Here is a 21,114-nt window from a genome sequence, read left to right on the forward strand (position 1 = left end):
TTTTCACTCTTTAATGGAGGATTTTTTGTCAAACGGCGCCGTCAGCGACGTCTGGAATCGGTTGTGTTGCAATACCGGCATTTGCTCGCGAATGGTCTTGAGGCCGGTAATGTCGACCCGCACCTTCAACGCCGATACCGCATCCGGGTTTTCAGCCAATACCTTGCCCCAGGCGTCCACCGCCAGCGAATGGCCCCAGGTGCGACGAGTCGGGCCATGGCTGCCGACCTGCGCCGGTGCCAGGATCACGCATTGGTTTTCAATTGCTCTGGCCCGCAGCAGAATTTCCCAGTGCGCTTCGCCGGTCACGCGCGTAAAGGCCGCCGGCACGGAAATCAATTCAGCGCCCTGCGCTCGCAACGCCTGAAACAGCGCCGGGAAGCGCAGATCGTAGCAGATGGTCATGCCAAGCCGCCCGACCGGGGTATCCACCACCGTGAGCTGTTGGCCATGCTGATAAGTGTCCGACTCCCGATAATGGCCGTGGGAATCGTTAATGTCCACGTCGAACATGTGCAGTTTGTCGTAACGCGCGCGGATCTCACCCTGGTCGTCAAACAGCAGGCTACTGGTGGTGATCAGCGCAGGGTTTTCACGGCTGACCAGTGGCATCGACCCCACCAGCAGCCAGACACCGTAACGCCGTGCCATCTCACGCACCGCATTCTGCAGTGGACCGTCGCCCTGGTGTTCCGCATGCTCACGATAAGCGGCGGAATTGGCAAACAACAGCGCGTTCTCCGGCGTCATAACCAGTTTTACCCCGGTATTGAGCTGCTTAATCTGCTGTTCAATCTGGGCCAGGTTGTCACGCACCCGATCGCCACTGCACAACTGTAACAACGCAACGTTAGCACTTTTCATGACGCCTTATCCTCCTTTGGCTTACGCAGAACCTCGTTGATCTTCGGCTGGTCCAAATCACCGCTGATATGGTAGCGAATCAGCGAGATTTTACTCCACAGCGGCCCCAACACCTGCGAAGCAGCAAACACCGCCGCGCCAACGATAGGGTTAATTACGAACGCTGTGGCAACGCCAACGGTGGTCGAAATGGCCGGTGCGACCACCGCTTCCATATCAATACGTCGGCGCACTAAGTCGACCTCGCCGCTCATGGCGATATCTGCCGCCAGTCCGTCAACCAACAAGTTATCGGTATGCATTATGCCATCTTTCAGCCACGCGGTGCTGCGGATGGAGTCAAAGTAGAAACCTTTACCGAAGGTATCACTGAAATCGAACTGCAACTTTCGCAACAGGGAGTCGACGCTGACCAGACGCAATAGCTGACCGGCGCGGCCGCCGCCCATACTGTCGATCTCGCCCTTGCCCATATTGACTTTCAGAGCGCCGCTGAGGGTGTCTCTCTGCGGTTTCCACGGCGTGCCACGCCAGTACAGATCAAAATCAATGTCATAAGGCGCACCTTTCAGCGGCGTGGTGATGCCGAAGAAAGCGGCGGTTTCATCAATTTTGCCACCCAGCAGTTTGCCTTTCAGCGAGCTGCGTTCTTCCTGGGCATTCTGCTTCCACAGGCCGCTGGCGGTCATGCGCCCTTTGCCGGTATCGACCAAGCCATGCTCCAGAGTCAGGGTATCGCCCTGATTGGCCAAATCGGCCTCAACTTTGCCCAGGTTTTGCCCCATCACCCAGCACGACTTACAGCGCAGCATCAACGACGGCCAGTCGCGGAAGGAAACCTTTTCTGTCGTCGCCAGCGGGTTGGTTGCCGCGGTCGGGGTGCCCTTACTGTCGCTAAACTGCGGATTGTAATAAAGATAATTGATATCGGCACGCCATGGCCCACGATCCGTTACCCGTAGACTGCCATCGACTTCTTCACCCTTGGCGCTGACCAGGGTGCCGCCGATCTGTTTCTCTGCCGATAGCGTCAGCTTGTGCCAGGCCTGACCACCCAATAGCAGTTGCGGTGTTTTCAGCGCGACGGTGGTCGGGAAGTTGAAGCCGCCCACCTGGCCCGAACTGCCGCCTTGTTTTAACGCCGGAGCCATCAATCCCAGCCACTTTTCACCGTCCAGTGCCGGCAAGTTGAGCGTTAAAGATTTACCGGCCGGTAACGGTGGCGTTCCGCTGCCTTCGGTTTGCCATGCCGCACGTGCCAACGTCACCTGCTGTTTGGCAAAGGTCCATTCACTGTTGAAATGGTTCTGCTTGCCGGCGCTGCCGGTCAGCATGAAGCCATTCAGGCCACCTTTCACTTTCACGCTCAGCGGTAAGGACTCACCCGCTGGTTTATCTAACGGAGCGGGTAAGTGACTGCTTACTTTTTTGAGGTCTGCATCAATGCCAATGTCATAGCTGGCGTTGCCCTTATGCGGCAAGGTAATGGCAACCTGGCCCTGCCAGGGCGCGCTGCCCCTCAGGGCATCGGCGACTTCCTGCGGAATACCGGGGAATTTACCCGGCTGCCAGTCAGCCTTCAGACCCACATTGACCTTGTAGTCGTTTTTACCTTCCAGCGTATTGAAATTCACCGCGACCGGCTGCCCGAACCAATTGGCCGACAACGTATCGCTGCTCAGGTTGCCGTTATCGAAACGGAACTTGCCGCTGACCTTTTGCAACTCACTTTCGATCGGCTTCACCAGCAATGAGTTATTGTTCAACGCCACCTCGCCCGTCGCGCGCACCAGCTCGCCGTTCAAGGGGATATCGAGATGTAAGCGCCCACTGACATTACCGCCAATCTGCAGCTCATTCAGTGCAGACCCCAACGAATCATGCAGCGGCGTCTGCTCGAAATAATCATGGATTTCCGCGCCCTGGCCCGCCACATCAGCATCAACCAACAGGCGTTCCTTCAGGTAGTCCGGAATGATGGCGGTAACATTTTTGCCATCAACTTTACCCAGTTTGGTCTGCGGAGCATTCATCCACAGCCCTTCATTGGCAAAATCGAGATCGATGGCCAGATCGGTCAATGCCGGCCAGTCCGGTTGGAACTGGAAGGTGGAGTGACGCAGTGGGACAAATACCTCAAACTGGCCTTCGTTTTTGCGATACGGGAAATGCTGCGGATCGCCGTTGTAAATCAGCGTGGCGTTGTCCACTTGTCCACCCTGGATGGCACCATTGAGGTAGTCCACCAGGTGCTTGCCCATCAGCGGTTCAGGGAAGTAACGCCAGGCATCTGCGGCATCATACAGGCGGATACCGGCCAGAATGTTCAACCACGGGTCGCCTTTGGCCGGCTGCTGGTAACGGAAATCACCGTTCACCCACAGCGATTTGGCCTTCACGTCCAGATTCTTACTCGCCAGCTCCCAGCCCTGTGGGTTATTCAGCCAGGTTAACGCACCGCGCGCGCTGCTGACTTCCAGCGGGGCGCGGAACATGTCGCCGTACGGCAGGGTGCTATCGTTGAGATCAAGCTGCAGACGACCATTTTCTACGCCGCCACTCAGCGCGCCAGAGAAATGATTTATCCCCGGCAGCAGCTTCCACGGTTGCCAACTGACGTCCTGCCAGCGGGCCTGGAAGCGGGTTTTTTCCGGTTGCTTCAACGGAATATCCAACGCCAAGGCATTGACCTTGCCCTGCGGTTGCAGATCGTTCCAGCGTTCCAGCACGTCCGGGCTGAGGAACGAGAAGGTCGGCAACAGCGCAGACAGGCGTTCAAGCTGAATGTTGGTTGCTCGCACGCGCAGTTCTTCCGTTTGCCCCGGCCCCATAAACTCGGTGTTTTCCGGTAGCCACAGCCCGGACAGCTTACCCTGCGGCCAGGCCTGACCGTCGGTGGCCAGGTTGAGCTGCGGCACCTCGACTTGCCAGCCGGTTCCCTGGCGGCTTAGCGTCAGTGCCAGATTGTCCACGTCCAGCCGGTGCTGCTGTTTCCCCACGTTCCAGTTGGCCGCGCCCTGCTTTAGCAACGCGCTACCGCCGGCAATTTCACCGTTCTGAATTTGCAACCAGGCCGCCAGGCTGAAGTCGGCGCTTTCCAACCCGGTATTGGCGCGTAACCAACGGGTGAACCAAGGCTTCATGTCGATATTATCGGCCTGCATATAGACCGTACCCACATTCAATAACCCCTGGTTATCACGCAGATCCATGCGCAGTTGAACCACGCCATGCTGGCCATTTAGCGTCGACAGACTGATCTGCCCTTCGGCACGGTGACGATCGCGGCCATTGAGCCAGGTTAGCTGTGGAACCTCGAATTCGGCGCGCGCACCGGCAGGCGTAAGGAAGGAAAGCCGGCTGTCACGCAGGTTGAAGTGATCCACCTGATGCAACAGCAAATCGCTGATTTTACCCGGCTCGACGGTGCTGCCCTTATGCTCTTCGCCACCCAAAGTGGTGTTGAGATCGAACTGGAGTTGGTAGAAGGTGAGATCGCGGAACTGCCAGCGCCAGTGCAACAGCGATTGCCATACGTCCAGCGCCAGCGTAACGCGTTCTATATGCAGGTTACTTTTGGGCAGCGTGGCGCGCACGTTGCGCATTTCCAACTGCGGGCCGAAGGTTTCCCAACTTCCCTGCATAAAGTCGATCTGCACTGGCACGCCGGAGAGGCTTTCGACCTTGGCCAGTATTTGAGGACGATAGTTGTTCAGTTCAGGCAGCGCCAAACGCAGCCCGCTGACCAGCAACGCCACGACAACAACCAGACTGGCGCCTGTAGCTAACAAAATCCCAGGCAGTCGCCTCACGCAGTTCTCCTTGCTTCCGCTGCCTGGCAACGGGATATCTATGCATGGGGGGCCCAGCATGCTGGGCCCCTCCAATATAGGACTTTAGCCGCCAACAGGCGGACTACATCATGACAACGTCAAACTGTTCCTGGCTGTACAGGGGTTCGATCTGCACCTTGACCTGTTTGCCAACAAAGATTTCCACTTCGGCCAACGCATGGGACTCTTCGCTTTTTAGCGCCTCACCCACCGCCGCAGAGGCGTAAACCAGGAAACGATCTGAATCATAAGCATGGTGCACGCGCACAATTTCACGCAAAATTTCATAGCACACGGTTTCCACAGTTTTCAGAGTGCCGCGTCCATGACAGGTAGGACAATCGTGACACAGCACATGTTCAATACTTTCGCGCGTGCGTTTACGTGTCATTTCCACTAAGCCTAGCTGAGAGAAGCCGTTGATCGTGGTTTTTACCCGATCTTTACTCAGCGCCAGCTCCAGCGAATGCAGCACCCGACGGCGATGTTCGTCATTATTCATATCAATAAAGTCGATGATGATAATGCCGCCCAGATTGCGCAGCCGCAGTTGGCGGGCAATGGCCTGGGTCGCTTCGATATTGGTATTGAAGATGGTTTCGTCGAGATTGCGATGGCCGACAAAGGCACCGGTATTGATATCCACGGTGGTCATTGCTTCGGTCTGGTCGATGATCAGGTACCCGCCGGACTTCAGCTCAACCTTGCGCTCCAGAGCACGCTGGATCTCGTTTTCGACGTCGTACAGGTCGAAGATCGGCTGGCTGCCGGTGTACAGCTCCAGCTTGGCGGTAATATCCGGGATGTACTCACCGGTAAATTCCACCAGCAGATCGTGGGTCAGACGAGAGTCCACGCGGATCCGGTCCAGTGCCGCACCGGCGAAGTCGCGTAAAATACGCTGCGCGAGTGCCAGCTCACCGTACAACTTGTATTTGGTCTGGTTGCGTTTTTTACGCTCCATCACCTTGGTCCACAGGCGTTTGAGGAAGGCGGCGTCTTGCGACAGCTCTTCTTCACCAATGCCTTCTGCCGCGGTGCGGATGATAAAGCCACCCAATTCATCGCAGTAACCGGCGACGGCTTTTTTCAGGCGATCGCGCTCGGCTTCACTTTCAATACGCTGCGAAACGCCAACGTGCGCCGCCCCCGGCATAAACACCAGGTAACGTGAAGGCAGAGTGATGTCGGTGGTCAGGCGTGCGCCCTTGGTGCCAAGCGGATCTTTCACCACCTGCACCATCAGATCCTGCCCCTGGCGCACCAGCTCGGCAATATCGCGCACGTGGAAATTTTTCTGTTCATCGCCGGCGACACATTCGGTGTGCGGCATGATATCGGAGGCGTGCAGGAAGGCCGCTTTGTCCAGGCCGATATCGACGAATGCCGCCTGCATACCCGGCAACACGCGACTTACGCGTCCTTTATAAATATTGCCGACGATACCACGCTTGGATTCGCGCTCAATATGGATCTCTTGCAGGATGCCGCCATCAATATAGGCAACCCGCGTTTCAGACGGTGTGATATTAACCAGTAGCTCAGCTGTCATGCCTTCTCCTCAGAGCCGGTCGATAATGGCAGCGCCCATCAACCGGTTCTTACATCACGTAATGCGACAAAATTACTGAGCAGCTCATGTGTTTCGACCAACGGCAAGCCCATCACCGCGTGATAACTCCCGGTTATCGTTCTGACGAAACAACCACCCTTTCCTTGAATTCCATAGGCGCCCGCTTTATCCATCGGTTCGCCCGTTGCAATATAGTCGCAGATATCCTGCTGTGACAGGTTGCGGAATGTCACGTCTGTCACCACTAGCTGGCACAGAACGTCATGGCGATCGGCGATCGCCACCGCGGTCATCACCTGATGCTGTTTACCCGACAGCGCCGTCAGCATTTGCGCCGCATGCGTTTCGTTTTGGGGTTTTTCCAGCACCCGGCCATTGAGCACGACAATGGTATCCGCGCCCAGCACCGGCCAGTCCTGCTGGGCCAGCGCCACGCCTGCCCTGGCCTTATCCTGCGCCAAACGGCGCACATAGACTTCCGCAGCTTCCCCTTCCTGCCGCTGTTCTTCGGTATCCGTCAGGATAATTTCAAACGCCACGCCCAACAGGGTCAGTAATTCACGTCGACGGGGGGAGCCGGAGGCCAGATAAAGCGAAGTCATTGATATACCCTTACTGTACGGCGAACTGACGGCGGATTTTGCGCATCAGCAGGAATAACCACGGCCACAGAATGCCGTTTACCACACTACTCCAGAACACCTCTGGGCGGAAAGAAACGTTGATCACCAAAAACTCGGCCCAGAACACCACAACATCCATCGCCAGTGACAATAGCACCACGATCAGCGCCTGTTGCCAGAGGGCCATGTTGCGGAACAGTTGGAATTTGAACGCGACCAGATAGGCAATGATCCCCAGCGCCAGCGCACGCACGCCCAGCGTAGAACCGAGGATCAGATCCATAATCAACCCCAGCACAAAGCCGGTACCGACGTTAACCCGGTGTGGCAGCGCCATTACCCAGTAGATCAGGATCAAAGCCAGCCAGGAGGGCCGGAACATATAGAGCTGTTCCGGCCACGGCATAATTTGCAGCACCAGCGCCACCAGGAATGACAGCCAGATTATCCAGCGCCCATTACTGCGGTAGCGATTCATTGGGTGACTCCCGTGGCCGGTGCGGCGGTTGGCGGCACAGCAACGCCGGTCGCCGGTGCCGGCAGAGGCTGTTGCGGCCCCATGGCATCGGCCGGCGGCAGTACCTGAGGCATCATCTGCATTAATCGTTCATTGGCGACACGATGCACTTCGTCCGGCGGCAACGGCATATCACCATTGCGATCGGCGCCCCACAGCAACAACAGGTAACGCAAACGCTGCAGACCAGCAGTCGGACGCGCCTGGATCACGGTATAGGCCCGCTGATTATCCACTTTCACCGAAGACACCACCGCCACCGGATAACCTTCCGGGAAGCGGCCGCCCAGGCCGGATGTGACCAGCACATCGCCCACGCGAATATCAGTATTGTTCGGCAAATGTTCGAGCTGTAAATCATCGGTGCAACCGCTGCCTGCAGCAATCACCCGGATATCATTGCGCAGTACCTGGATAGGCAGCGCGTGTGAGGCATCGCAGATCAGCAGCACGCGGCTGGTGACTTTCGCCACCGCGACGACCTGGCCGACTACGCCTTTATCACTGATAACCGGCTGGCCTTCATAAACGCCGTTGTCCGAACCCTTGTCGATCACCACCTGATCGCTGTAAGGATCGGAGCCGGTCGAGATCACCTGGGTGACCATTTTGTGTTCGTCCTGGCGCAGCGGCGAGCCTAACAGCTCACGCAAACGGGCGTTTTCCTGCTTGAATTGGCCAAGAAGAAGAATATCGCTGTTTTTCAGCAGCAGTTCCTGCCGCAGAGCCCGGTTTTCCAGCTCCAGCTGTTGGCGGGTAGCCAGCGTTTCTGAAACGCTGTCCAAAACTTTACGCGGCCCATTGGCCAGAAAATAGAAAGGGCTGACGGCCGTGTCCATGTAGTTACGTATTTTCACGAACGTACCGAGACGGCTATCGGCAACGATCAGGCAGATAGCCACAATCACTGCTAAAAAAAGTCGTAGTTGCAGGGAAGGCCCCCTGCTAAAAATCGGCTTCATAAATTATGCGTGTTCCTCGACAACAGAAAGAGGAACCGTACCTGATTTTCGCTTTGCGCATTCATCCGATACGATTCCTCCTTCCTGGGGCTGACTATTCTTCGCTGAACAAATCGCCGCCATGCATGTCGATCATTTCCAACGCCTTGCCGCCACCGCGAGCTACGCAGGTCAGCGGATCTTCTGCCACGACGACCGGAATACCGGTTTCTTCCATCAGCAGGCGATCCAGGTTGCGCAGCAATGCACCACCGCCGGTCAACACCATGCCACGTTCGGAAATGTCGGAAGCCAGCTCCGGCGGACACTGCTCCAACGCAACCATCACCGCACTGACGATGCCGGTCAACGGCTCCTGCAGCGCTTCAAGGATTTCATTGGAATTGAGAGTAAAGCCGCGTGGTACGCCCTCGGCCAGGTTACGGCCGCGAACTTCGATTTCATGCACTTCATCGCCCGGATAAGCGGAACCGATACCGTGCTTGATACGTTCGGCAGTCGCTTCACCAATCAGTGAACCATAGTTACGGCGCACATAATTAATGATGGCTTCGTCGAAACGGTCACCGCCGATGCGCACGGAAGAAGAGTAGACCACACCGTTGAGTGAGATCACCGCCACTTCAGTAGTACCACCACCGATATCCACCACCATTGAACCGGTCGCTTCAGAAACCGGCAGACCTGCACCGATTGCCGCCGCCATTGGCTCTTCAATCAGAAACACCTCACGCGCACCAGCCCCTTGGGCGGATTCACGGATGGCGCGGCGTTCAACCTGAGTTGCGCCGACCGGCACACACACCAGCACGCGCGGGCTTGGCCGCATGAAGCTGTTGCTGTGAACCTGTTTGATAAAGTGCTGCAGCATTTTTTCAGTCACGAAGAAGTCGGCGATAACACCGTCTTTCATCGGACGAATAGCCGCGATATTGCCGGGGGTACGCCCCAGCATCTGTTTAGCCTCATGACCCACGGCCGCAACGCTCTTGGGTGAACCGGCACGATCCTGGCGAATGGCAACCACCGAGGGTTCGTTCAGTACGATGCCTTGCCCTTTAACATAAATCAGGGTATTGGCGGTACCCAAGTCGATGGACAAGTCGTTGGAAAACATGCCACGAAATTTCTTAAACATAACTAAAGGATAATCCTGCAAGCTGGGGGCGGAAAATAAAATCCGCCTACTTTACCAACCACACGAAGCAGCGACAAGGCGCAAAAATGTTCTACTTCGGTGAAAAATAGTCTGTATTGTTTCTGCTCGAATGCACGGAAATTGGATGAGGCCTGAATTCCCTGAACAAAGGCTCAGTTTACCACCCTGTCAGCGCACGAAACGGCGTAACACAGCTCATAAAATCTAACATATTACCTGATTGCCGCTGGTGGTAAGCACCTACCAACGCTCAACAGAAAAGGACTGACAAGAGCCTATATCAAATAGGCGTCATTGTCGCAGGCAGTTTGGGGGTAATCCCAAAAAGACAGATAAAATAGCCCAGATGAATTGGCGCTCATTCTACGTCAATTTTTGCCCGGCATTCAGGTTAAACACGATAACGACGCGAATATTTTTTACGCCCTACATCTATCGGTTCCGGCGACGCGAAAAAGTCACCCTGCCCGCCGAGGATCCCGCGATCTTTCAGCGTCTGCCATTCATTACGTGTCCGCACGCTGGCGGCAAAAACCTGGGTGCTGGTGCCTTCACAGGCGCCAGTCAGGCTCTGAACGAACAGCTGATTCTCATCCCGCTTATCAATACTCCGCACCAAACCGGGATGGAGCTTGACCAGTTCCACCGGTAAGGACTTGATATAGGAGGTACTCACCACGGTTAACCCCGCCTGGGACACGGCCAGACGACAGCCCAATCCTGAGAGCAATCTCAGCACCGGGCGTAAACGGTCGATATGTTGACACACGTCTGCCTCTGCAAGTTCAATCAGAATTCGCCGACGATGACTTTTTTCACACTGTAGCAGGCTATCACGCAGCCAACGCTGGAAAGTTCGCTGCAATAATGAGTCTACGCACAGCGTAAATGCCAGCGTTTCTTCGGGCCACAACGCCAGCAAGGGAAGAATGCGACTCAGATGCTGGCGGTCGTAACTTTCCGCCAGACCCAACTGCTGTACCAGCGGCATATACTCGGACGGCAGCAGTTCCTGGGTGCCATCGTATATCCGGCTCATGATCTCCCGGTGATGGACTTCCCCCTCCACCGTCACCGCCGGTTTCTGGTACAGCCGTGGGCCGCCCCGTGCCAGCACCTGTTCCAACAGGGTGCGCCATTTGACGCTGCCGCGCCCTTTTTCCGGCACCTGGCTGTCGTAAACATACCAGCCGTTTTCCCCCTGCAGCGTGGCATGGCGCGTAGCCTGCTCGGCATAATCAATCACCTGTTCGGTGCTTTGCCCACTGCGGTAGGCCACGATACCGATATGTAAAAACGCCTCACGATCGATAAGCGCCGTTGAAGGCAGGGCGTCAATGGCATGAACCAACTGTGAGGCAATACCGTCCGCCTCTTTCAGCGTGCGATGCGGCAACAGGACGGTGAAATCGCTGTGAAAATAGCGCGCCAGCAACGCTGCCGGGTAGCGCATCACGAAAGTCGACAATAGATTGACCAGCGAATACATCAGTTCCTGCACCGCACTGTTGCCGTGGGTTTCCCTCAGCGTGTCGAAATCCGGCAATCGCACCATCATGACAATGCCGTGCGAACCTTCCTCTTCCAGTTGCGTGGTCAGTTGGTTATCGAAGAATAACCGGTTGTTCAGCCCGGTTTTGGCGTCCTGCGCGGCGAAAGCGCGGATCAGCGTATCGACCCGGCTGCGCTCCTCACGCGCTTCCGCCAGATCCGCCAGCAGGCGATCGAGTGCACCGCTGACGTTCGTCGGCCATTCGCGCACGTCACCCTGCATCACGCTCTCTCGTTCGCCGTTAAGAATACGGCGTGCACGGCGTTCCAGCCGGTCTTCCCCGTCGGCCTGATCACGCAACCAACGTAGACTGAACAACAAGATAACCACCATCACGACGATCGACAAAGTGACAGCCGCAGTAGATTGCAACGAACGCACGTCGCTGGCGAAAGGGTCAATATAGGTAATGCGTAGCGAAGCGCCGGGATGCTGCATCAGCGGCAGAGAAACCTGCCGGTAGCCATTGAGCGATTCCCAGGACGGCTTTACCGTTGGCAGATGATAAGACAGGAGATTGCTGTGGCTGGTATCCACGCTGACGGCCACGATACCGAGCGGGCGCATCACCAGCGGTAACCATTGTTCCTGTTCCTCGGGTGATTCATGCAACATCGCCTGATCGAGCGAAGTCATCAGCGAATCGAAGCGGCGATCCAGCCTCTCCTGAGTGACGTAGAAGTAACTGTATGAGCAGCCCATCAGCATCAAAAACATCGCCAGAGCAACAAGCAGGGTGATCAATGCAGAGAGCTTGGTGGTGAATCGCATCCCTGTGCCTTGTCCGTTATGGTTACGTGGATTTTCACCTTTGGTCGTATAAAGGCCCCGAATTCGCTCAAATGAATCCAACACAATACCCTGATTTTTAATTGGTCGCTGGCGTACCCTTGACGATCACCGCCGGCAGTTCATGCCGCTAAAACTACCAAGCATCATCAACGAAGAAAACCTTCAATCACCCTTTTTTGCCTTTTATCAGGACATAAATTTCTTATATGCATATAGTCAATTAAATCGGATCCAGCCATCCATGACAAAATTGCAAACAAGAGGAAGAGTGACATGCGTGCACTGTTATTGGAACAACAAGACGATCAAACTCTGGCTCGCGTCAAAGATATCAGCAGTGACCAACTGCCCGACGGCGACGTCACGGTAGACGTTAATTGGTCCAGCATTAACTATAAAGACGCGTTGGCGATCACCGGTAAAGGCAAAATCGTACGCAACTTCCCGATGGTGCCGGGCATCGACTTCGCCGGTACCGTGCGCCAAAGTCGCGACGATCGTTTTAAAGAAGGCCAGAGCGTGGTGCTCACCGGCTGGGGCGTGGGTGAAAACCACTGGGGTGGCCTGGCTGAGCAGGCGCGAGTTTCCGGGGAATGGCTGGTGCCGTTGCCGAACGGACTCGATGAGCGTAAAGCAATGATCCTCGGTACCGCCGGTTTTACCGCCATGCTGTGCGTGATGGCGCTGGAAGAAGGCGGCGTACACCCGGATGACGGCGACATTCTGGTCACCGGTGCCAGCGGTGGCGTGGGCAGCACGGCGGTCGCCATTCTGGCGGCGCTGGGCTACCACGTCACGGCCATCAGCGGCCGTGAAAGCAATACCGATTACCTGAAAGCGCTCGGTGCCAAGGAAGTGCTGTCGCGTGATGGCTATCTCGAAGCTCCGCGCCCGTTGGAAAAGCAACTGTGGGCCGGTGCGGTGGATACCGTCGGCGACACTATGCTGGCGCGGGTATTGGCGCAAATGAACTATAACGGCACGGTCGCCGCTTGCGGCCTGGCCGGCGGTTATCACCTGCCGACCACGGTGATGCCATTTATTTTGCGCAATGTTCGTCTGCAAGGGGTCGACTCGGTGCACACTCCGTTGCATCGCCGTCAAACCGCCTGGGAACGCCTGGCCGGTATCCTGCCGGACAGCTTCTACCAACAAGCCACCCAGGAAATCACGCTGGAACAGGCACCGGCCACGGCTGCCGCGCTGCTGGATAACAAAGTCACCGGCCGCACCCTGGTGAAAATCCGCTAAGCCTGACGGCCCCCGACAACGGGGGCCTATCCCGTCTGCGAAATTTCATATTTTCCCGCCGCCTCTCGCATAAGCCCGGGTTTCACGCCATGCTTACTCCAGATACGTGGAGAAAAACAGCATGAGCAAACAACGTAAATTAACTGAGGCCGATGTCACGCCCGAGAGCGTATTTTATCAGCGGCGTAAAGTGTTGCAGGCGTTAGGCATTACCGCCGCATCACTGGCTCTGCCGCTTAATGCGCAGGCCGATTTGCTGTCATGGTTTAAAGGCCACGATCGGCCCAAGGCACCGCCCGGTAAACCGCTGGAGTTCAGCAAACCTGCCGCCTGGCAGGCCCAACTGGCTTTGACGCCGGAAGATAAAGTCACCGGCTACAACAACTTCTACGAATTCGGTCTGGACAAGGCCGATCCGGCAGCCAATGCCGGCGGTTTGAAAACCGAAGGTTGGCAGGTACGCATCGACGGCGAAGTCGCCAAACCGATCACGCTGGACATCGATGATTTAATCAAACGCTTCCCGCTTGAACAGCGTATCTATCGCATGCGCTGCGTTGAAGCCTGGTCGATGGTAGTGCCGTGGATTGGCTTTGAATTGGGTAAACTGATCAAGCTGGCAGAACCCAACAGCAACGCACGTTACGTCGCCTTCCAGACGTTGTACGACCCGGAACAGATGCCCGGTCAGAAAGACCGCTTTATCGGTGGTGGGTTGAAGTATCCCTATGTCGAAGGGCTGCGCCTCGACGAGGCGATGAACCCGCTGGCGTTGCTGACCGTCGGCGTGTACGGCAAAACATTGCCACCGCAGAATGGCGCGCCGCTACGCTTGATCACCCCATGGAAATACGGTTTTAAGGGGATAAAGTCGATCGTCCATATTCGCCTGGTGCGCGATCAGCCACCCACCACCTGGAATGAGTCGGCGCCGAATGAATACGGCTTCTATGCCAACGTGAATCCGCACGTCGATCATCCCCGCTGGTCGCAGGCCACCGAGCGTTTTATCGGTTCCGGCGGCATTCTGGACGTTAAACGCCAGCCCACCCTGCTGTTTAATGGCTATGCCGAACAAGTTGCATCGCTGTACCGCGGCCTGGATCTACGGGAGAACTTCTAAGTGCGTTTGACTCCAACCCATATCAAAGGGATCAAGGTCGCCATTTATCTGGCAGCATTTTTGCCCTTTCTCTGGCTGGTGCTGTCGGTGGATCAGGGCTGGTTCAGTGCCGATCCGGCCAAGGATATCCAGCACTTTACCGGCAGGATGACGCTGAAACTGTTGTTGGCGACCTTAATGATCGCCCCACTGGCACGCTATACCCGCCAGCCTCTGTTGATCCGTTGCCGCCGTCTGGTCGGGTTGTGGTGCTTTGCCTGGGGCACGCTGCATCTGATAAGCTATTCGACGCTGGAATTGGGGCTGAGCAATATTGGCCTGCTGGGGCGTGAACTGGTTACCCGCCCTTACCTGACGCTCGGCATTATCAGCTGGCTGATCCTGCTGGCGTTGGCGGCAACCTCGACGTTGTGGGCCATGCGCAAACTGGGGGCCAAATGGCAGAGGTTGCATAATCTGGTGTATCTGGTGGCCATCCTGGCACCGATTCACTATCTGTGGTCGGTCAAAACCTTTTCGCCACAGCCCTTCATTTATGCCCTGCTGGCCGTCGTGCTGCTGGCGCTGCGCTACAAGAAATTCCGCAATTGGTGGCGTTAAAAGGCGGAACTTTTCTGTGTTCTACCCCTCATAATGCGATAACACCCCTATCTGTTTGCTGGTTTAGGGTTGAATATCTTCGCTGATAAGACCAGTATTTAGCTGCGAATTGCTACGATATCGTTATAATGCCCGACCTTGTTTCTGTTCTCAGGGTGAATTTTCCCCTTAACAGGTGACAAATCGGTGACATCGGGTTATTTTCTACGATGATGGTTTTATTGCCGGAGATACCAGCACAATGGCGGATAAGTTTCACATTTTGCTTCTGAACGGCCCCAATCTGAATCTGCTGGGGACGCGTGAGCCGGAGAAGTACGGCAGCACGACGCTAACAGAGATTGTTAACGGATTGGAAAACCAGGCATCCGCACTGGATATTACCCTGAGCCATCTGCAGTCTAACGCTGAACATGCGCTGATCGACTGCATACATCAGGCACGCGGCAACACAGATTTTATTCTGATCAACCCTGCCGCGTTCACGCATACCAGCGTGGCGCTGCGCGATGCATTGCTGGCGGTGCAGATCCCGTTTATCGAGATCCACCTCTCAAACGTGCATGCCCGAGAGCCTTTCCGTCATCACTCCTACCTTTCCGATATTGCGGTGGGTGTGATTTGCGGCCTCGGCGCAGATGGCTACACATTTGCTTTACAGGCAGCGGTTAACCGTCTGTCGAAAACCCACTAATTGCTACGCAAAAAGAGTACGGAATCACACTCATGGATATTCGTAAAATCAAGAAACTGATCGAACTGGTTGAAGAATCAGGTATTTCTGAATTAGAAATCTCTGAAGGCGAAGAGTCAGTTCGCATCAGCCGTGCCGCTCCGGCACAGGCTTACCCAATGATGCCGCAGGCATACGCAATGCCGGCACAGCCGCAGCCAGCACTGGCTACAGCGGTTGCAGCCGCGCCAGCCGAAACCCCTGCAGCACCAGCGGCCATGAGTGGCCACATCGTCCGTTCTCCAATGGTCGGCACCTTCTACCGCACGCCAAGCCCGGATGCGAAAGCCTTCATCGAAATTGGCCAGAAAGTGAATGCCGGCGACACGCTGTGCATCGTTGAAGCCATGAAAATGATGAACCAGATCGAAGCGGATAAATCCGGCGTGGTGAAAGCCATTCTGGTAGAGAACGGCCAACCGGTAGAATTTGACGAGCCACTGGTCGTCATCGAATAACGAGGCGAACATGCTTGATAAAATTGTTATCGCCAACCGTGGCGAGATCGCGCTTCGTATCCTGCGTGCTTGTAAAGAGCTGGGCATCAAAACCGTTGCCGTGCACTCGACAGCCGATCGCGATCTGAAACACGTACTGCTGGCTGACGAGACCGTATGTATCGGTCCTGCGCCATCGGTTAAAAGCTATCTGAATATCCCGGCCATCATCTCTGCAGCGGAAATTACCGGCGCAGTGGCGATCCACCCGGGTTACGGCTTCTTGTCCGAGAACGCCGACTTCGCCGAGCAGATCGAACGCTCCGGCTTTATCTTCATCGGCCCGAAAGCTGAAACCATCCGCCTGATGGGCGACAAGGTTTCTGCCATCAACGCCATGAAGAAAGCCGGCGTGCCTTGCGTACCTGGCTCCGATGGCCCGCTGACCGACGACATGGATAAAAACCGTGCCTTCGCCAAACGCATCGGCTACCCGGTGATCATCAAGGCATCTGGCGGCGGCGGCGGCCGTGGCATGCGCGTTGTGCGCAGCGACAAAGACCTCGAACAATCCATTTCCATGACCAAAGCTGAAGCCAAAGCGGCTTTCAACAATGACATGGTTTACATGGAAAAATACCTGGAAAACCCACGCCATATCGAAATTCAGATTCTGGCAGACGGTCAGGGTAACGCCATCTATCTGGCCGAGCGCGACTGCTCCATGCAGCGTCGTCACCAGAAAGTGGTTGAAGAGGCTCCAGCACCAGGCATCACCAGCGAAATGCGCCGTTACATCGGCGAGCGTTGCTCGAAAGCCTGTGTTGAAATCGGTTACCGCGGTGCGGGTACTTTTGAGTTCCTGTACGAAAACGGCGAGTTCTATTTCATCGAAATGAACACCCGTATTCAGGTTGAACACCCGGTTACCGAAATGATCACCGGCGTGGATCTGATCAAAGAGCAGCTGCGCATCGCTGCCGGTCAGCCGCTGTCGATCAAACAGGATGAAGTGAAGGTTCACGGCCACGCGGTGGAATGCCGTATCAACGCCGAAGACCCGAACACCTTCCTGCCAAGCCCAGGCAAGATCACCCGTTTCCATGCGCCAGGCGGTTTCGGCGTGCGTTGGGAATCTCATATTTACGCCGGTTATACCGTACCGCCGTACTATGATTCCATGATTGGCAAACTGATCACTTACGGTGAAAACCGTGACGTGGCGATTGCCCGCATGAAGAACGCCCTGGCTGAGCTGATCATCGATGGCATCAAAACCAACGTTGAACTGCAGCAGCGGATCATGAGCGACGAAAACTTCCAGCACGGTGGCACCAACATCCACTATCTGGAGAAGAAGCTCGGTCTGCAGGAAACCTAAGGCAGGCAATCCACCTCGCCTGACAGAAGGCCGGTTAATCACCGGCCTTTTTCTTTTTCATCTCAGGCACGGTAACGGCTTGGCAAAATCCAGCCTTGCCGTAGAATTCCTTACCTTTGGCAAAACCATCACCGTAAACCTATGGGGAACACTGATGGACACACGCTTTATTCAAGCCCACCGCGAAGCACGATGGGCACTTGGCCTGACGCTGCTCTACCTGCTGGCCTGGTCACTGGCGGCCTATCTGCCAGACAGCGCATCCGGTATTACCGGCCTGCCACACTGGTTTGAAATGGCCTGCTTATTGGTGCCACTGCTGTTTATCGGCCTGTGTTGGCTGATGGTACGCGGCATATTCCGTGATATTTCACTGGAGGACAGCGATGCAAACTGAAGTCATTGTGCCGCTGGTCGCTTATCTGGTGTTGGTGTTCGGGTTGTCGGTCTATGCTTACAGCCGACGTCAGACCGGCAACTTTCTTAGCGAGTACTTCCTGGGCAGCCGATCGATGGGCGGCTTCGTGCTGGCCATGACACTGACCGCGACCTATATCAGCGCCAGTTCGTTTATCGGTGGCCCCGGTGCCGCCTATAAATATGGTCTTGGCTGGGTGTTGCTGGCGATGATCCAACTGCCGGCGGTATGGCTTTCGCTCGGTGTACTGGGCAAGAAGTTCGCCATTCTGGCTCGCCGCTACAACGCCATCACCTTAAACGACATGCTGTACGGCCGCTATCAAAGCCGTCTGCTGGTCTGGCTGGCCAGTCTCAGCCTGTTGGTGGCGTTCCTGGGGGCCATGACGGTACAGTTTATCGGTGGCGCGCGCCTGCTGGAAACCGCTGCCGGCATCCCTTACGACACCGGCCTGCTGATCTTTGGCGTCAGCATCGCGCTGTACACCGCCTTTGGCGGCTTTCGTGCCAGCGTGCTGAACGATGCCATGCAGGGTTTGGTGATGTTGATCGGCACCATACTGCTACTGGTGGCAGTGATCCACGCCGCCGGTGGTCTGCACAGCGCGGTGGACAAACTCCAGCAAATTGATCCGGCACTGGTATCCCCCCAGGGGGGTGAGCAGATCCTCAGCCTGCCGTTTATGGCCTCGTTCTGGATCCTGGTGTGCTTTGGCGTGATTGGCCTGCCGCATACTGCGGTGCGCTGCATCTCTTACAAAGACAGTAAGGCAGTACACCGCGGCATCATCCTCGGCACTATGGTAGTGGCGGTACTGATGTTCGGTATGCACCTGGCCGGTGCGCTTGGCCGCGCGGTATTGCCGGATCTGAAGATCCCCGATCAGGTGATCCCGACGCTGATGATCACCGTGCTGCCGCCGTATGCCGCCGGTATCTTCCTGGCCGCGCCGATGGCGGCCATCATGTCGACCATTAATGCCCAACTGCTGCAATCTTCCGCCACTATTATTAAAGATCTCTACCTTGGCGTACGCCCGCAGCAAATGCAGAACGAACGCCTGATTAAGCGCTTTTCCAGCCTGACCACGTTAATCCTCGGGCTTTTGGTGCTGCTGGCGGCATGGCGACCACCGGAAATGATCATCTGGCTGAACCTGCTGGCGTTCGGCGGCCTGGAGGCGGTATTCCTGTGGCCGCTGGTACTGGGCCTGTACTGGGAACGTGCCAACGCGCAGGGAGCGCTTAGCTCAATGGTGACGGGTGCGGTATGCTATACGCTATTGGCCAGCTTCAAGCTGCAACTGGCAGGGTTGCACCCTATTGTGCCCTCGTTGCTGCTTAGTCTGTTGGCATTTTATATCGGTAACCTCGTCGGCGAAAAACGCCGGACGGCGTCATCATTACCCTCTTAAAAGAGAATTGCTATGCCTTGGATCCAACTCAAACTGAACACCACCGGCAGCCAGGCAGAAGACCTGAGCGATGCGCTGGTAGAAAGCGGCGCAGTATCGGTGACCTTTCAGGACACCCACGACAATCCGGTGTTCGAACCGCTGCCGGGCGAAACCCTGCTGTGGGGCGATACCGATGTGATCGGGCTGTACGACGCTGAAACCGATATGGCCGAAGTGGTGGCAATGCTGGAACAGCATCCGCTGCTGGGCGCCGGTTTCCGCCACAAGATTGAACAGCTGGAAGACAAGGACTGGGAGCGTGAGTGGATGGACAACTTCCATCCAATGCGTTTCGGCGAGCGTCTGTGGATCTGCCCAAGCTGGCGTGACGTGCCCGATCCGGATGCGGTGAACGTGATGCTCGACCCGGGCCTGGCATTTGGTACCGGCACCCACCCGACGACGGCGCTGTGTCTGCAGTGGCTCGATGGTCTGGATCTGGCCGGCAAGACCATTATCGACTTCGGTTGTGGTTCCGGCATCCTGGCGATTGCCGCGCTGAAGCTCGGTGCAGCACGCGCTATCGGCATCGATATCGATCCCCAGGCCATTCAGGCCAGTCGCGACAACGCGCAGCGTAACGGCGTTTCAGAGCGTCTGGAGCTGTATCTGCCAAAAGACCAACCTGCCGATCTGCTGGCTGACGTGGTCGTCGCCAATATTCTGGCCGGTCCATTGCGTGAGCTGGCCCCGCTGATCGGCTGCCTGCCGAAATCCGGCGGTTACCTGGGCCTGTCCGGCGTGCTGGCCACCCAGGCAGCGAGCGTGGCGCAAGCCTATGAAGATAAATTCACGCTCGACCCGGTAGCAGAGCGCGAAGAATGGTGTCGCATCACCGGCCAACGCAAATAGTGACGGCTTTGCTTTGATAAAAACCACCGATAACCTAATCCGTTACGGTGGTTTTTTTTTCCACCCGAGATTTCGCTGATTTATCCTGAAGAAAAGCAGAGGTATGCTGCAGGCGCGTTAACAGCCGTTTTTTAACTGCTGCCCGCCAAAGGATACTCACTATTTTTCAATAAGGATTGGCAATGAAAGGGAAATTATTACTCGCCGCTTTACTGGTCTCCAGTTTTTCAATTAGCGCCGCCGAGCAGGCCCATTGGGGTTATGAAGGCCAGGAAGATCCCGCACACTGGGGAAAACTCTCTCCGGACTTTTCGCTGTGCGAAACCGGTAAAAACCAGTCACCGGTTAATGTTAAAGGGGCTCTGAAAACCCAGCACGACAAACTGAAACTGGCTTTCCAACCAGGCAAGCAGCAGATCGTCAATAACGGCCATACCGTGCAGGTAAACGTCAGCGGCGGCAATACCTTAGTGCTGGATAACGACACTTTCACGCTGCAACAATTTCACTTCCACGCCCCCAGCGAAAACGAAATTGACGGCAAGCAATTCCCCCTTGAGGCGCACTTTGTTTATAAAGACCAAGAGGGTGCACTGGCAGTCCTGGCATTAATGTTCCAGCAAGGCAAAGCCAACCCGCAGCTGGCGCAGGCCTGGCGGCAGATGCCGACCGCCGTCGATCAGCCCGCGGTGCTGACTACGCCGCTGGATATCAAGGCGTTGCTGCCCCAAAACTTTAACTTCTATCGGTTCAGCGGCTCGTTAACCACACCCCCTTGTTCCGAAGGGGTAAGCTGGATGGTGCTGGATAAGCCTGTAAGCGCCTCTGCCGAGCAGATCGTCCAATTCCGCGCCGTAGTACACCATGCGAACAATCGCCCGCTACAGGCGCTGAACGGCCGCGTGATCATCGATTAAGGTTGTCGAAATAACTTCACCGCTGGCTTGATAGCTGGCGGTGAAAATCCCCCTCTTTAGCTACAACCCTC

At 56.0% G+C, this 21,114-nt stretch carries 18 protein-coding genes; 10 read left to right on the forward strand and 8 right to left on the reverse strand.

Annotation, left to right across the window (positions count from 1 at the left end; genetic code table 11):
* Positions 1 to 3 precede the first annotated feature (3 nt).
* From nit1 to csrD, 8 genes are all read right to left on the reverse strand, one after another.
* The gene (gene nit1, locus E5C26_RS22155; RefSeq protein WP_135318209.1) at positions 4 to 864 is read right to left on the reverse strand and encodes a deaminated glutathione amidase; all 861 of its coding nucleotides are present in this window, start codon (positions 862 to 864) and stop codon (positions 4 to 6) included.
* Positions 861 to 4,676: an AsmA2 domain-containing protein YhdP gene (yhdP, locus tag E5C26_RS22160; RefSeq protein ID WP_135318210.1), complete on the reverse strand. Its 3,816-nt coding sequence runs from the start codon at positions 4,674 to 4,676 to the stop codon at positions 861 to 863. Before yhdP ends, nit1 begins: the two co-directional genes overlap by 4 nt.
* Before the next feature lie 103 nt (positions 4,677 to 4,779).
* The gene (gene rng, locus E5C26_RS22165) at positions 4,780 to 6,249 is read right to left on the reverse strand and encodes a ribonuclease G (RefSeq protein WP_012147102.1); all 1,470 of its coding nucleotides are present in this window, start codon (positions 6,247 to 6,249) and stop codon (positions 4,780 to 4,782) included.
* A gap of 38 nt (positions 6,250 to 6,287) precedes the next feature.
* Positions 6,288 to 6,872 carry a Maf family protein gene (locus E5C26_RS22170; RefSeq protein WP_135318211.1) on the reverse strand — a complete coding sequence of 195 codons (585 nt, stop codon included), beginning with the start codon at positions 6,870 to 6,872 and terminating at the stop codon, positions 6,288 to 6,290.
* Between the two features lie 10 nt (positions 6,873 to 6,882).
* Positions 6,883 to 7,371, reverse strand: a complete 489-nt coding sequence (gene mreD, locus E5C26_RS22175) for a rod shape-determining protein MreD (protein WP_135318212.1) — start codon at positions 7,369 to 7,371, stop codon at positions 6,883 to 6,885.
* Positions 7,368 to 8,372, reverse strand: a complete 1,005-nt coding sequence (gene mreC, locus E5C26_RS22180) for a rod shape-determining protein MreC (protein WP_135318213.1) — start codon at positions 8,370 to 8,372, stop codon at positions 7,368 to 7,370. Before mreC ends, mreD begins: the two co-directional genes overlap by 4 nt.
* 94 nt (positions 8,373 to 8,466) lie before the next feature.
* Positions 8,467 to 9,510, reverse strand: a complete 1,044-nt coding sequence (mreB, locus tag E5C26_RS22185) for a rod shape-determining protein MreB (RefSeq protein WP_012147106.1) — start codon at positions 9,508 to 9,510, stop codon at positions 8,467 to 8,469.
* A gap of 412 nt (positions 9,511 to 9,922) precedes the next feature.
* Complete coding sequence (csrD, locus tag E5C26_RS22190) at positions 9,923 to 11,854, reverse strand: RNase E specificity factor CsrD (RefSeq protein ID WP_135318214.1); 1,932 nt, start codon at positions 11,852 to 11,854, stop codon at positions 9,923 to 9,925.
* A gap of 294 nt (positions 11,855 to 12,148) precedes the next feature.
* On the opposite strand from csrD, the gene acuI reads away from it, so the two are divergent.
* From acuI to E5C26_RS22240, 10 genes are all read left to right on the forward strand, one after another.
* Positions 12,149 to 13,126: an acrylyl-CoA reductase (NADPH) gene (gene acuI, locus E5C26_RS22195; protein WP_135318215.1), complete on the forward strand. Its 978-nt coding sequence runs from the start codon at positions 12,149 to 12,151 to the stop codon at positions 13,124 to 13,126.
* 121 nt (positions 13,127 to 13,247) lie between these two features.
* A complete protein-coding gene (gene msrP / locus E5C26_RS22200; protein WP_135318216.1) occupies positions 13,248 to 14,249 on the forward strand; it encodes a protein-methionine-sulfoxide reductase catalytic subunit MsrP in 1,002 nt (333 codons plus the stop codon).
* Positions 14,250 to 14,849 carry a protein-methionine-sulfoxide reductase heme-binding subunit MsrQ gene (gene msrQ, locus E5C26_RS22205; protein WP_135318217.1) on the forward strand — a complete coding sequence of 200 codons (600 nt, stop codon included), beginning with the start codon at positions 14,250 to 14,252 and terminating at the stop codon, positions 14,847 to 14,849.
* A 241-nt stretch (positions 14,850 to 15,090) separates the two neighbouring features.
* On the forward strand, positions 15,091 to 15,543 hold the full coding sequence (gene aroQ, locus E5C26_RS22210) for a type II 3-dehydroquinate dehydratase (protein ID WP_012147111.1): 453 nt from the start codon (positions 15,091 to 15,093) through the stop codon (positions 15,541 to 15,543).
* Between the two features lie 32 nt (positions 15,544 to 15,575).
* A complete protein-coding gene (accB, locus tag E5C26_RS22215) occupies positions 15,576 to 16,040 on the forward strand; it encodes an acetyl-CoA carboxylase biotin carboxyl carrier protein (RefSeq protein WP_012147112.1) in 465 nt (154 codons plus the stop codon).
* A gap of 10 nt (positions 16,041 to 16,050) precedes the next feature.
* Entirely contained in the window at positions 16,051 to 17,400 is a 1,350-nt protein-coding gene (accC, locus tag E5C26_RS22220; RefSeq protein WP_012147113.1) for an acetyl-CoA carboxylase biotin carboxylase subunit, read from the forward strand.
* A 154-nt stretch (positions 17,401 to 17,554) separates the two neighbouring features.
* Complete coding sequence (locus tag E5C26_RS22225) at positions 17,555 to 17,797, forward strand: YhdT family protein (RefSeq protein WP_135318218.1); 243 nt, start codon at positions 17,555 to 17,557, stop codon at positions 17,795 to 17,797.
* Entirely contained in the window at positions 17,787 to 19,232 is a 1,446-nt protein-coding gene (panF, locus tag E5C26_RS22230) for a sodium/pantothenate symporter (protein WP_135318219.1), read from the forward strand. The genes E5C26_RS22225 and panF overlap by 11 nt, the downstream gene beginning before the upstream one ends.
* A 12-nt stretch (positions 19,233 to 19,244) precedes the next feature.
* Positions 19,245 to 20,126 carry a 50S ribosomal protein L11 methyltransferase gene (prmA, locus tag E5C26_RS22235; RefSeq protein WP_135318220.1) on the forward strand — a complete coding sequence of 294 codons (882 nt, stop codon included), beginning with the start codon at positions 19,245 to 19,247 and terminating at the stop codon, positions 20,124 to 20,126.
* Between the two features lie 182 nt (positions 20,127 to 20,308).
* The gene (locus E5C26_RS22240) at positions 20,309 to 21,043 is read left to right on the forward strand and encodes a carbonic anhydrase (RefSeq protein WP_135318221.1); all 735 of its coding nucleotides are present in this window, start codon (positions 20,309 to 20,311) and stop codon (positions 21,041 to 21,043) included.
* The last annotated feature ends 71 nt before the right edge of the window (positions 21,044 to 21,114 follow it).

Origin of the sequence: Serratia proteamaculans, from assembly GCF_004684015.1 — a bacterium.
GTDB classification, from domain to species: domain Bacteria; phylum Pseudomonadota; class Gammaproteobacteria; order Enterobacterales; family Enterobacteriaceae; genus Serratia; species Serratia proteamaculans_F.